The sequence below is a fragment of the Streptomyces thermodiastaticus genome, assembly GCF_014656135.1.
Taxonomy (GTDB): Bacteria; Actinomycetota; Actinomycetes; order Streptomycetales; family Streptomycetaceae; genus Streptomyces; species Streptomyces thermodiastaticus.
This window is the reverse complement of the sequence record NZ_BNBV01000028.1, coordinates 60,193-72,731: the sequence shown is the minus strand read 5'-3', so window position 1 is coordinate 72,731 and position 12,539 is coordinate 60,193. Positions and strand designations below refer to the sequence as shown.

Sequence of the window (12,539 nt, the reverse complement as noted above, 5' to 3'; positions counted from 1 at the left end):
CGCGCGGTCAGCTTCCCCTTGGCGTGCTGCTTCTCCACCGCACGCTGGGAGCCGGCATGGGTCGCCTCCTGGATCCGTCGCCGAAGATCCGCGAGCTTGCCCGCGGTCGTACGGACATCGATGTCGTTCTCTGGGCGCTGCTGCGGCTCGGACATCGCGATCGCGGCTCCCTGCCTGCTCGAAAGGGGGATGGTTACGCACCGCAGCGTAGTGGTGGCCGCACCGTTCGGCGGTGCGGTCTTTGCCACACCTAGGGTGGCTTGCATGACGTCCCCGAATACAGCAGACCACACTCCCGGCGGCGGCCGCAGCCGCTGGTCCGACCTGGGCCGCCCGCCCCTGAACGCCGCCGCGCTCCGGCGCGCGCTGGTGCGCGAGGGAGGGTTGTGGACCGAGCTCGACGTGGTGCAGCGCACCGGCTCGACCAACGCGGACCTGGTGGCCCGGGCCGAGGCCGGGACGGCCGCCGAGGGTGCCGTTCTCGTCGCCGAGGAGCAGACCGCCGGGCGCGGACGCCTGGACCGCAGCTGGACGGCGCCCGCCCGTTCCGGCCTGATCTTCTCCGTGCTGCTGCGGCCGCAGGAGGTCCCCGTCGCCCGGTGGGGCTGGCTGCCGCTGCTGACGGGCGTGGCGGTGGCGACCGGACTCGCCCGGGCGGCCGGCGTGGACACGGCGCTGAAGTGGCCCAACGACCTGCTGGTCACGGTCGGCGGCGAGGAGCGCAAGGCGGGCGGGATCCTGGCGGAGCGAGCCGGGGACGGCGTCGTCGTCGGCGTCGGTATCAACGTCACGCTGCGTGCCGACGAACTGCCGGTGCCGCAGGCCGGCTCGCTGGCGCTGGCCGGCGCGGTCACCACGGACCGCGATCCGCTGCTGCGCGCGGTGCTGCGCGCACTGGAGGACTGGTACGGGCGCTGGCGGGCCGCCGGTGGCGACCCGGCCGCGTGCGGACTGCAGGAGACGTACGCGGCGGGCTGCGCGACGCTGGGCCGCCGGGTGCGGGCGGAGCTGCCGGGGGACCGGTCGCTCGTCGGCGAGGCGGTCGCCGTGGACGGCGACGGCCGGCTCGTCCTGGCCACCGACACGGGCGAGCGCGAGCCGGTGGGCGCCGGGGACATCGTGCACCTGCGGCCGGCGTGAGGGGCGCCCCTCGGCACCTGCGGCCGGCGTGAAGGGTGCCCTCGGTGGCGTGGGACGGCGCACCGGCGGCGCGGGGTGCGCCCCTTGTGGCGCGTGGGGTGCGTCACAGGTGGCACATGCCCCGGGCAGGCGCCCCCGGTCCGCCCCCTTGGTCCGGCCGTGCTCCCGCCGCACCCGGCGGCTCCGCCGGGTCGAGTGAGCTGGCGCACACCTGCCGTAGAGTTGAGGCCGATGAAGCCGGTCGATACCTGACCGTGACAGATCGGAAGGGCAGCAGGCGTGACCGTCGACGACACGGGCTCCGGCGCGGACGCGGGCGGCCGGGTGGACCCTCCGCCATCCTCGCCCTCGCGTGAGCCGGGGGACTCCCACGACGCCGACTCCGGCGAGGATCCCCTCGCCCTGCGTCTGGAGCAGCTCATCCTGGGAGCGGAGCGGCGGTACACGCCGTTCCAGGCGGCCCGCAGCGCCGGGGTCTCGATGGAACTGGCCTCCCGCTTCTGGCGGGCCATGGGCTTCGCCGACATAGGGCAGGCCAGGGCGCTGACCGAGGCCGATGTGCTGGCCCTGCGCCGGCTGGCCGGCCTGGTCGAGGCGGGGCTGCTCAGCGAGGCCATGGCGGTGCAGGTGGCCAGATCCACCGGCCAGACCACAGCCCGGCTGGCCGAATGGCAGATCGACTCCTTCCTGGAGGGCCTGACCGAGCCGCCCGAGCCGGGCATGACCCGCACCGAGGTCACGTATCCGATCGTGGAGCTGCTGCTGCCCGAGCTGCAGGAGTTCCTCGTCTACGTCTGGCGGCGCCAGCTCGCCGCCTCGGCCGGCCGGGTGGTGCAGGCCGCCGACGACGAGGAGATGGTCGACCGGCGCCTGGCCGTCGGCTTCGCCGACCTGGTCGGCTTCACCCGGCTGACCCGGCGGATGGAGGAGGAACAGCTCGGCGAGCTGGTCGAGGCCTTCGAGACGACCGCCGCCGACCTGGTCGCCGCACGCGGCGGACGCCTGATCAAGACCCTCGGCGACGAGGTGCTGTACGTCGCCGACGACGCCGGCACGGCCGCCGAGATCGCCCTGCGGCTCGTCGAGACCCTCGCGGACGACGAGACGATGCCCGAGCTGCGGGTGGGCATGGCGTTCGGCACCGTCACCACCCGGATGGGTGACGTGTTCGGGACCACCGTGAACCTCGCCTCCCGGCTGACGTCCATAGCGCCGCGCGACGCCGTGCTGGTCGACAGCGCGTTCGCCGAGGAGCTGATCCGCACCGGTCTGGCCCCGGCGTCCGAGGCGGAGGCCGCCGAGGCCGCGGCCGCCGCCGAGAAGGAGGGCGTGGCACCGCCAATGTACCGGTTCGCGCTGCAGCCGACCTGGCAGCGCCCCGTCCGCGGACTGGGCTTGGTCGCACCGTGGCTGCTCAACCGGAGGGACGGCGCCACGGCGTCGTGAGGTCGCGGGCCTGCCGGGCCGGCCCGCCTCGGCATCTCGGGTACGTGGGTCGTGGGGCGCCGCCAGTCCCTGGGCTGCGGCCGCTCTGTCCGTCCTGTCTGCCGCGCCTGTCTGCCGCGCCTGTCCTGTTCGTCCTGTCTGCGCTGCCTGTCCTGTTCGTCCTGGTTCGTCGCCGGTCGTCCGAGCGGGGTCACGTCCCCGAGGAACCGCACGTCAGCCCAGGACGACGCACAGCCTGATGATCGGCAGGCAGAGGCGCGGTCCCTCGGACGGCTGCGTCGGAGGTGTGGGGGCGTGGGTGCTCGGGGCCGGCGCCGGAGCCGACGGCTGGGCGGGGCGGCCGGTGCCGGTTGCCGGTGGTGTGCCGGTGGGGTTCGAGCGCGGTGGCGCACCCGGGCTGTCCGGGGCCGGCGGAGACTGCGGAGCTCGCGGAGACCGGGGAGCCTGCGAGGAGTGCGGGGCCGGGGGCTGAGAGCGGGCCGTGGAGGCGTCCGGCGGCGCGGGTGCCCGGCCGGCGGGCACAGGGCCGGCCGATGACGAGGCCGATGCGACGGGCAGGGCGGAGGACAGAGCGAAGGGCGGCACGGTGCCGGCTGCGGAAGGCAAGGCCGCCGGCCTCGATCCCGCGCCCGTCCCCGGGACCGGCCGGGTGCCCGCCGAGGGCGCGTCGGCCGGAGTGCTTCCCGTGGTCGCCGAGGCGCCGGCCGTGCGGTCGGCCGCGGGGCCGGGCGTGCGGTGGGCGCCGGGGTACCGCTCCGTCTCCGTGACGCCCGGGCGGCCACCGCTGTCCTCGGGTGCCAGCTGGACGAAGCTCAGTGCCCCGGCGGCCAGGGCGAGCCAGCCGGCGGTGAGAAGAATCCCGCGAGGCCGGGTGCGGGGCCGGGGGCGGCGGTGCCGCCCGTGGGTGCGGGAGCCGGGCCGTGGGATGCGTGGGCCTGCGAACCGGAGGGGCCGGGGCAGCGTGAGGAGCACGGTCCGCGCGGGCCGGGCGTCCGGCCGTCCGATGCCGGTGCCGTTGCCCGTGGGCACGGCGTCCTCGGACGCGCCGCCGCCGGATTCACCGTCCACGGGCACGTCGTCCACGGACACACCGACCTTGGCTATGCCGTCCTCGGCCCGCTGGACCGCGGTCCCGTCCGTCGTCATCGCCGTCCTCCCGTTGTCCTCGCGCCCCGGTGCGTCCGGAGCGCCGCGGCGGACGGTATGCGCCCGAGCGGGAGCCGTACGGGACTTGGGTGCGATGTCACTCGAACGAGGGTGCTGGGCCTGGACAGGGGCCGCAGGCCGGCACCTGGCGCGTCCGCGCCTGCCCGCCGGGCGGTACGCGGCCGTCCGCCATGCGCCGCCTTCTGGTTTTCCACAGCCCTTTCCCGAGGCGGTCGCGGCTGCGATGATCGGGAGCGGTCGTCTTGTTAACTCGCGTTAACGCGGAGGGTGTCATGAACGAGGAGCGGTTCGGGGAGTTCGTGCTGGTGCGGCGGCACGAGTACGTCGCGGAACTCGTCCTCGACCGGCCGAAGGCGATGAACGCCGTGTCCACCGCCATGGCCCGTTCCATCGGCGCCGCGACCGAGGCCCTGGCGGCCGACCGGGACGCGCGCGTGGTGGTGGTGACCTCCACGCACGAGCGGGCGTTCTGCGTCGGGGCCGACCTGAAGGAGCGCAACAGCTTCAGCGACGCCGATCTGATGAAGCAGCGGCCGGTCGCCCGCGCGGCCTACACCGGTGTGCTGGAGCTGCCGATGCCGACCGTCGCCGCGGTGCACGGCTTCGCGCTCGGCGGGGGCTTCGAGCTGGCCCTGTCCTGCGACCTGATCGTGGCCGACCGTACGGCTGTGGTGGGGCTGCCGGAGGTCTCCGTGGGCGTCATCCCCGGCGGTGGCGGCACGCAGCTGCTGCCGCGCCGCGTGGGGGCCGCACGAGCGGCCGAGCTGATCTTCACGGCCCGGCGGGTGGAGGCGGCGGAGGCGCACGCGCTGGGTCTGGTGGACCACCTGGTGGACGAGGGGAAGGACCGGGAGGAGGCGCTGGAGCTGGCCGCCCGGATGGCGGCGAACTCGCCGGTCGGCCTGCGGGCGGCCAAGCGCGCCCTGCGGCTCGGGCACGGCCTCGACCTGCGGGCCGGCCTGGAGGTCGAGGACGCGGCCTGGCGCACCACGGCGTTCTCCGGCGACCGGGCGGAGGGCGTGGCCGCCTTCAACGAGAAGCGCGCACCGCGCTGGCCGGGCGAGTGAGGCGTCACCGGCCCCAGCCGGGCGGCAGGCGAGACTTTCCGGACACGGCCTAGCCTGGGGGAATGGGCGAGAACAGGCGGCTGGCCGCCGTCGTGGCGTTGGCGCAGGGGATGGCCGCGGCGCACACCCCGCGGGAGTCGTGGCGGGCGGCGGCGCTCGGGGCCTGCCGGGCGCTGGTCGGCAGCTTCGCCGCCCTGTCGGTGTGGGAACGCGAGCGCGGCCGGCTGCGGGTGCTGGTGAACGTCGGGGACCGGGCGCCCGAGGAGGAGGAGTTCCCGGAGGACGAGACCTACCCGGTGCACCAGTTCCCGGAGATCACCGAGTTCCTGCACGAGCGCTGGGTCGCGGGCGGCGAGCCGAACGCCTGGGTGGAGACGGCCGAGGGGCCGGCCGCCGGGCGGCCCGGCTACTGCCATCAGCGGGTCGCGGCACTGCGCCGCCGCGGCCGCGGCTCCTGCGTGGTCGCGCCGATCGTCCAGCACGGCCGCGCCTGGGGAGAGCTGTATGTCGCCCGCCGGACCGGCGCGCCGGCCTTCGGCCGGGCCGACGCGGACTTCGCCACGGTGCTCGCCGCCGTCGTGGCCGCCGGGCTGGCGCAGACCGAGCGGCTGGAGGAGGCTCGCAGACTGGCGTTCACCGACGCGCTCACCGGGCTCGCCAACCGCCGTGCCGTCGACATGCGCCTGGAGGAGGCCATCGAGCGGCACCGTGCGGACGGCTCCGTCGTCAGCCTCGTGGTGTGCGACCTCAACGGCCTGAAGCGGGTGAACGACACCCTGGGCCACGCGGTGGGCGACCGGCTGCTGGAACGGTTCGGGTCCGTGTTGTCGCTGTGCGGCGCGATGGTGCCGGGTGCGCTGGTGGCCCGGCTCGGCGGGGACGAGTTCTGCCTGCTCGCGGTGGGGCCGCCCGCCGACAAGGTGATCAAGGCGGCGGAGGAGGTGTGCCGGCGCGCCGCCGAGCTGGAGCTGGGCGAGGGCGTGGCCTGCGGCATCGCCTCGACCGAGCACGCGATCGGGCCGGTGCGGTCGGCGCGGCGGCTGTTCCGGCTCGCCGACGCCGCGCAGTACCGGGCGAAGGCGCTGCGCGCCGGCCGTCCGGTGGTCGCCGGCCGGGAAGGGCCGGACGACCCGGTGGTGCGCCTGGCCGACGAGCCGTCCCGGCCGCCCGACCCGGCGGAGCGCCGCCGCTTCCGCAGCCGCCGGCCCTGACGGGCGGCGAGGCGTGCGGCGCGCGGGTACCCGGACCCGGACGGGCGCCGCGCGCTGGCACCCGGACCCGGACGGGCGCCGCGCGCGGGTACCCGGGTGAGCGGGGAGAGGTAAGGGTCACTCCCGCAGCTCACTGGTGACATTCACGAATTCACTGCGTACGCTCCTGAATATGGATATGCACACTGTGGTGGTGGGGACGTCCGGTGTCACCGCGTCCGACGTCCTCGCCGTGGCGCGCGGCGACGCGCGGGTCGAGCTCTCCGAGGAGGCGGTGGCCGCCCTGGCGGCGGCCCGGGAGATCGTGGACGCGCTGGCGGCCAAGCCCGACCCCGTCTACGGCGTCAGCACCGGCTTCGGCGCCCTGGCGACCCGGCACATCGGCCCAGAGCTGCGCACCCAGCTGCAGCGCAACATCGTCCGCTCGCACGCCGCCGGCATGGGTCCGCGGGTCGAGCGCGAGGTCGTGCGGGCCCTGATGTTCCTGCGCCTGCGGACCGTGTGCACCGGCCGCACCGGTGTGCGCCCCGAGGTCGCGCAGACCATGGCCGACCTGCTGAATGCGGGCATCACCCCGGTCGTGCACGAGTACGGCTCCCTGGGCTGCTCCGGCGACCTGGCCCCGCTGTCGCACTGCGCCCTGACGCTGATGGGCGAGGGCGAGGCAGAGGGGCCCGACGGCACCGTGCGGCCCGCCGCCGAACTGCTGGCCGAGCACGGCATCCGGCCCGTCGAGCTGCGCGAGAAGGAAGGCCTGGCGCTGCTCAACGGCACCGACGGCATGCTCGGCATGCTGATCATGGCGCTGGCCGACCTCGAGGTGCTCTACAAGTCCGCCGACATCACCGCCGCCCTGTCCCTGGAGGCGCTGCTCGGCACCGACAAGGTCCTGGTCCCCGAGCTGCACGCGATCCGCCCGCACCCCGGCCAGGCGGACTCCGCCGCCAACATGCTGGCGGTGCTGAAGGGTTCCGGCCTCACCGGTCACCACCAGGACGAGGCGCCCCGCGTGCAGGACGCCTACTCGGTGCGCTGCGCCCCGCAGGTCGCCGGCGCCGGCCGGGACACCCTCGCACACGCCCGGCTGGTCGCCGAGCGGGAACTGGCCTCCGCCGTGGACAACCCGGTGGTGCTGCCCGACGGGCGCGTGGAGTCCAACGGCAACTTCCACGGCGCCCCGGTCGCCTACGTCCTGGACTTCCTCGCCATCGCCGCCGCCGACCTCGGCTCCATCGCCGAGCGCCGCACCGACCGGCTGCTCGACAAGAACCGCAGCCACGGCCTGCCGCCCTTCCTCGCCGACGACGCCGGTGTCGACTCGGGCCTGATGATCGCCCAGTACACGCAGGCCGCCCTGGTCAGCGAGATGAAGCGGCTGGCCGTGCCCGCCTCGGTGGACTCCATCCCGTCCTCCGCCATGCAGGAGGACCATGTCTCCATGGGCTGGTCGGCGGCCCGCAAGCTGCGCACGGCCGTCGCCGCCCTGACCCGTGTCCTCGCCGTCGAGCTGTACGCCGCCGCGCGCGCCGTCGAGCTGCGGGAGGGCCTGACCCCCGCCCCGGCGACCCGTGCCGTCATCGACGCCGCCCGACGGGCGGGCATCGGCGGCCCCGGCCCGGACCGCTTCCTGGCCCCCGACCTCGCCGCCGCCGAGGCCTTCGTGCGGGACGGCCGGCTCGTCGCGGCCGCCGAGACCGTGACCGGCCCGCTGCGCTGACAGCCGGCGCGTCTCACACCCGCCGCGTGCCCCCGGCACCCACCGGATCGGCGTCCGCCGCCCGGACGCCGCCGTCTGACGTCCGGTCACCCCACGCACTCAGCCCGCCGTCAGGCGTGTACGGACGGGCGGAAGAACCGCAGCGGGTGAGCCCGCCGGAGCACCGGCGGGCGACGCCCCGTCAGGATCCCAGCCGCTCCCGGCGCACCGAGTAGACGACGAAGCCCGCGCCGAGCGTGAGGAAGAGCGTGCCGCCGACGACATAGGGGGTGGTGTCGATGCTTCCGGTGTCGGCCAGTTCACCGGGCTCGGAGCCGGTGTCCGAGGCGGATGCCCGGGTCGCCGTCGTCATCTGCGCGCCCCCGCTGCCGGAGCCGGCCGCCTGCGGAGCGGCCTGTGCCGCCGGCTGCGCCGCGGCCATCGTCGTGGCCGGTGCGTCCGTCGCGTTGGCGGAGGGGACGAACCACAGGGCGCCCAGCAGGATTCCCGCGGTGGTGGCGGTCAGCAACGTACGGCGAGCGGATGACACGGATGATCGATCCCCTTGTGGCGCTGGCGAATTGGCCGTGCAGGGCGATGGTAGTGAACGCCTCGGGTCACGGGAAAGTCACGGTGGCCCCGCCGTCCGGAACACACCTGCCCGGCCCAGCGCGGGCGAGCGTGCGCAAAGGGCGGCCCGGTGCGCCGCCCGGGACGCCGGGCGAGGATGATGGCGAGCGGAGCGCAGACCGCCCGCCCGGTCCGCCCCGCTCCGTCCGGTGCGCCGGACGTGGCAAGGCCCACAGCGAACGGCCTGGGGAACTGGACGAAGCGGTCGTTACGTTTGATGATTCGCCACGGCGGTGCTCGGGCTCTCGGGGATTCGGCAACTTTGGAGAAGCGTGTGATGACGAACAGTAGGCGGCGCAGGGCCCTGGCGGCCGCGTCCGCACTGCTCGGCGGTGTACTGGTGCTCTCGGCCTGTTCCGGTGGGGACACGGACGGGAAGGACGGTGACGCCGGTTCCCAGGCGCAGGCCGACAAGGCCGCCGCCCAGGAGACGTCCGACGCCCAGATAAAGATCACGCCGGCGGACGGCTCCGACAACGCCTCCATCAACAACTCCGCCGCGGTCACGGTGACCAAGGGCACCCTGACGAACGTCACCATGACCACGGCCGACGGCGAGGCCGTCACCGGGCAGATATCGGCCGACAAGACGAGCTGGAAGCCCAGCGTCCAGCTGGAGCGGGCCACCACCTACAAGGTCTCGGCGACCGCCACGGACGCGAAGGGCCGCGCCGCGCACGAGAACGCGTCCTTCACCACGGTCGCCCCGGCGCACAGCTTCATCGGCACCTTCACCCCGGACAACAACACCACCGTCGGAGTGGGCATGCCGGTGTCGATCAACTTCGACAAGGCCATCACCAACAAGGCGGCCGTCCAGAAGGGCATCACCGTCACCTCCTCCAGCGGGCAGGAGGTCGTCGGCCACTGGTTCGGGTCCAACCGTCTGGACTTCCGGCCCGAGCACTACTGGAAGGAGGGCTCCACCGTCACGCTGAAGCTGGCGCTCGACGGCGTCCAGGGCGCGCCCGGCATCTACGGCGTCCAGCAGAAGACGGTCACCTTCCACATCGGCCGCAACCAGGTCTCGTACGTCGACGCCAAGACCAAGCAGATGAAGGTCACGCAGGACGGCAGGACCATCAAGACCATCCCGATCTCCGCGGGCGCCCCCGAGCACACCACCTACGAGGGCCAGATGGTGATCTCGGAGAAGTTCGAGCAGACCCGGATGAACGGTGCGACGGTCGGCTTCACCGACTCCGACGGCAAGGGCGAGTACGACATCAAGGACGTGCCGCACGCCATGCGCCTGACCACGTCGGGCACCTTCATCCACGGCAACTACTGGGGCGCGCCGTCCGTCTTCGGCAACGTCAACACCAGCCACGGCTGCGTGGGCCTGCGCGACGTCAAGGGCGCGGGCGACTCCAGCACGCCGGCCGCGTGGTTCTACAACCACTCGATGATCGGTGACGTCGTGGTCGTGGAGAACACCGGCGACAAGACCGTCCAGCCCGACAACGGCCTCAACGGCTGGAACATGAGCTGGGCGGAGTGGAAGGCCGGCTCCGCGATCTGAGCCGGTCCGCCGCCCCCGTCCGGGCCCGGCAGGGGCGGCGGACCTTCTCCCGTGGCCTTGGGCCCGGCGCCCGCGGTGCCGCGCCACGTCACCGTTCCCGCACCACGGCGCACACGCCGGTGCCACCCCCGGAAGGGGGCGGCACCGGCGTGTTCCTGTCCGAGGGGTCCTGGTCTCCGAGCGGGTCCTCGTCCTGGTGCGGATCCGTCCGGCCGCGCGAGCGCCACAGCCGGGCCGCGCGGCTGTCAGGAGGAGGACACCGAGCCCGCCATGGTCGCGTCCGTGCCCCAGCTGGCGAGCAGCCGCAGCGCCTCCGCCGAGGGCGATCCGGGTTCGGCGTGGTAGACGACCATGGTCTGGTCGGTGTCGCCGACGAGCTTGAAGGACTCGTACATCAGCGACATCTCCCCGGCCAGCGGGTGGTGCAGCCGTTTGACGCCGTGGCTCTTCTCCTTGACGTCATGGGCGGCCCACAGCCGGCGGAAGTCCTCGCTCTTCACCGACAGCTCGCCCACCAGCGCGGACAGCCGCGGATCCTCCGGGTAGCAGCCGGCCTCCATGCGCAGGGAGCACACGACGTCGATCGCCTTCTGCTCCCACTCGACGAACAGATCGCGGTACTCCGGCCTGAGGAAGATCATCCGCGCCCAGTTGCGCTCCGCCTCCGGCAGCTTCGCCCAGTCGCCGAACACGGCGGCGGCCATCCGGTTCCAGGCCAGCACCTCGGCACGCCGTCCGACGACGTACGCCGGGACGCCGTCCAGCGTGTCCAGCAGCTGCCGCAGCGAGGCCCGCACCTGCTGGGTGCGGGCGGTCTGCTTCGCCTTGTGCTTGGGCCGGGCCAGATGGATCAGGTGGGCGTGCTCGGCGTCGGTCAGCCGCAGCGCGCGGGCGATGGAGTCGAGGACCTCCGCGGAGACGTTGCGCCCGTTGCCCTGTTCCAGGCGGGTGTAGTACGCCACCGACACACCGGCCAGCTGGGCCAGCTCCTCACGGCGCAGCCCCGGCACCCGGCGCTGCCGCCCGTAGCGTGTCAGGCCCACGTCCTCCGGCTGCAGGCGGGCCCGCCGGGTGCGCAGGAACTCGCTCAGCTCCGCGCGCCGGTCCAGCCCGGCCGCGGCCTCCGTCCCGGCAGCCGCGGCGGACTCGGACGGTGTGCGGTGCTGGTGCCGTGGCTGTGCGTCCATGACTCCCAGTATCCGGCGCCCGGCGCCCCGCCGTCCGGTATCCCGCTCTCCGCAGCCTGACCTCGCCAGTAGTAGGCACAGCGGGCGTAGCCGGGACGTGCGGATGGCATCCGGAGGTCGGGCATGCTGGAGAAGGTGCCCGGCCGGAAGGTGACCGGGCCTGCCTCTACCGATTGGGAGATCCCCGGCATGACCACAGTCGCCGCCTATGCTGCCCCTGCCGCCAAGGCGCCGCTGGAGCGCACCACCATCGAGCGCCGTGCAGTGGGGCCGCACGACGTACTGATCGACATCAAATACGCGGGCATCTGCCACTCCGACATCCACCAGGTCAACGAGGGCTGGGGCGAGTCGATCTTCCCCATGGTCCCGGGCCACGAGATCGCCGGCGTCGTCTCCGAGGTCGGCGCGGAGGTGACGAAGTTCAAGGTCGGCGACCGAGTGGGCGTCGGCTGCATGGTGGACTCCTGCCGCGAGTGCGAGTACTGCCTCAGGGGTGAGGAGCAGTACTGCGTCAAGGGCAACATCCCCACCTACAACGGCATCGGCAAGGACGGGCAGCCCACCTACGGCGGCTACTCCGAGAAGGTCGTCGTCGACGAGGCCTTCGTCGTCCGCATCCCGGACAGCCTGCCGCTCGACGTTGCCGCGCCGCTGCTGTGCGCCGGCATCACCACGTACTCCCCGCTGAAGCACTGGAACGCCGGCCCCGGCAAGAAGGTCGCGATCGTCGGACTCGGCGGCCTCGGCCACATGGCCGTGAAGCTTGCGCACGCGATGGGCGCGGAGGTGACGGTTCTCTCGCAGTCCCTGCGCAAGAAGGACGACGGCCTGAAGCTGGGCGCCGACCACTACCACGCCACCAGCGACCCGAAGACCTTCGAGGAGCTGGCCGGCACCTTCGACCTGATCGTCTCCACCGTCTCCGCGCCGATGGACTTCGGTGCGCTGCTGTCGCTGCTGAGGGTGGACGGCGCGCTGGTGAACGTGGGCGCCCCCGAGGAGCCCGTCTCGCTGAACCTGTTCTCGGTGATCGGCGGCCGCAAGACCCTCGCCGGTTCCGCGATCGGCGGTATCGCCGAGACCCAGGAGATGCTCGACTTCTGCGCCGAGCACAACATCGGCGCCGAGATCGAGCTGATCCGTGCCGACCAGATCAACGAGGCCTACGACCGGGTCCTGGCCAGCGACGTCCGCTACCGGTTCGTGATCGACACCTCGACGATCTGATCCCGTCCCGTCCAGGCCGCTCTGTTCCCGGCCGAGATTGGGACCGGGGGACCGGGCCCTGGGCCTCGCAGGCCCCGGCGCACCGCGCGCCGGGGCCTGCGGCGTCTTCCGGCCGTGGCGCGGGCGGCCGGGGTCCTCCGCGGTCGGCCGGGGTCCTCCGTGAGGACCGGTTGTCCCCCGCAAGAGCTACACGCAGATGTCCACTCAGTGGTGACGATCTTCAGCGGTCTTCTCCGTAGCGTT

At 73.6% G+C, this 12,539-nt stretch carries 9 protein-coding genes; 7 read left to right on the top strand and 2 right to left on the bottom strand.

The features are described from left to right. Window positions 1–264: 264 nt before the first annotated feature. From IE286_RS22230 to hutH, 5 genes are all read left to right on the top strand, one after another. Window positions 265–1,140 (top strand): biotin--[acetyl-CoA-carboxylase] ligase, encoded by an 876-nt coding sequence (locus IE286_RS22230; RefSeq protein WP_189798531.1) that lies wholly within the window; start codon window positions 265–267, stop codon window positions 1,138–1,140. 279 nt (window positions 1,141–1,419) lie between these two features. Further along, window positions 1,420–2,586, top strand: a complete 1,167-nt coding sequence (locus IE286_RS22225) for an adenylate/guanylate cyclase domain-containing protein (protein WP_189798530.1) — start codon at window positions 1,420–1,422, stop codon at window positions 2,584–2,586. A gap of 1,439 nt (window positions 2,587–4,025) precedes the next feature. Further along, window positions 4,026–4,820 (top strand): enoyl-CoA hydratase/isomerase family protein, encoded by a 795-nt coding sequence (locus IE286_RS22220; RefSeq protein ID WP_189798529.1) that lies wholly within the window; start codon window positions 4,026–4,028, stop codon window positions 4,818–4,820. Between the two features lie 62 nt (window positions 4,821–4,882). Further along, window positions 4,883–6,031: a GGDEF domain-containing protein gene (locus IE286_RS22215; RefSeq protein ID WP_189798528.1), complete on the top strand. Its 1,149-nt coding sequence runs from the start codon at window positions 4,883–4,885 to the stop codon at window positions 6,029–6,031. A gap of 178 nt (window positions 6,032–6,209) precedes the next feature. Further along, window positions 6,210–7,748, top strand: a complete 1,539-nt coding sequence (gene hutH, locus IE286_RS22210; protein WP_189798540.1) for a histidine ammonia-lyase — start codon at window positions 6,210–6,212, stop codon at window positions 7,746–7,748. 181 nt (window positions 7,749–7,929) lie between these two features. Here the strand turns inward: hutH and IE286_RS22205 are convergent, their stop codons facing one another. Continuing rightward, window positions 7,930–8,277 carry an LPXTG cell wall anchor domain-containing protein gene (locus IE286_RS22205; protein ID WP_229863356.1) on the bottom strand — a complete coding sequence of 116 codons (348 nt, stop codon included), beginning with the start codon at window positions 8,275–8,277 and terminating at the stop codon, window positions 7,930–7,932. 357 nt (window positions 8,278–8,634) lie between these two features. On the opposite strand from IE286_RS22205, the gene IE286_RS22200 reads away from it, so the two are divergent. Continuing rightward, on the top strand, window positions 8,635–9,879 hold the full coding sequence (locus tag IE286_RS22200; RefSeq protein ID WP_189798527.1) for a L,D-transpeptidase: 1,245 nt from the start codon (window positions 8,635–8,637) through the stop codon (window positions 9,877–9,879). Between the two features lie 245 nt (window positions 9,880–10,124). Here IE286_RS22200 and IE286_RS22195 read toward each other — a convergent pair whose 3' ends face one another. Next, a complete protein-coding gene (locus IE286_RS22195; protein WP_189798526.1) occupies window positions 10,125–11,066 on the bottom strand; it encodes a helix-turn-helix domain-containing protein in 942 nt (313 codons plus the stop codon). 189 nt (window positions 11,067–11,255) lie between these two features. On the opposite strand from IE286_RS22195, the gene IE286_RS22190 reads away from it, so the two are divergent. After that, window positions 11,256–12,296 (top strand): NAD(P)-dependent alcohol dehydrogenase, encoded by a 1,041-nt coding sequence (locus tag IE286_RS22190; RefSeq protein WP_189798525.1) that lies wholly within the window; start codon window positions 11,256–11,258, stop codon window positions 12,294–12,296. Window positions 12,297–12,539 lie beyond the last annotated feature (243 nt).

What these genes read in the sequence shown, in the direction of transcription:
- IE286_RS22230 (WP_189798531.1), top strand. Translation starts at nt 265, where the DNA reads ATGACGTCCCCGAATACAGCAGACCACACTCCCGGCGGCGGCCGCAGC.
- IE286_RS22220 (WP_189798529.1), top strand. Translation starts at nt 4,026, where the DNA reads ATGAACGAGGAGCGGTTCGGGGAGTTCGTGCTGGTGCGGCGGCACGAG.
- IE286_RS22215 (WP_189798528.1), top strand. Translation starts at nt 4,883, where the DNA reads ATGGGCGAGAACAGGCGGCTGGCCGCCGTCGTGGCGTTGGCGCAGGGG.
- hutH (WP_189798540.1), top strand. Translation starts at nt 6,210, where the DNA reads ATGCACACTGTGGTGGTGGGGACGTCCGGTGTCACCGCGTCCGACGTC.
- IE286_RS22200 (WP_189798527.1), top strand. Translation starts at nt 8,635, where the DNA reads ATGACGAACAGTAGGCGGCGCAGGGCCCTGGCGGCCGCGTCCGCACTG.
- IE286_RS22195 (WP_189798526.1), bottom strand. Translation starts at nt 11,066, where the DNA reads ATGGACGCACAGCCACGGCACCAGCACCGCACACCGTCCGAGTCCGCC.
- IE286_RS22190 (WP_189798525.1), top strand. Translation starts at nt 11,256, where the DNA reads ATGACCACAGTCGCCGCCTATGCTGCCCCTGCCGCCAAGGCGCCGCTG.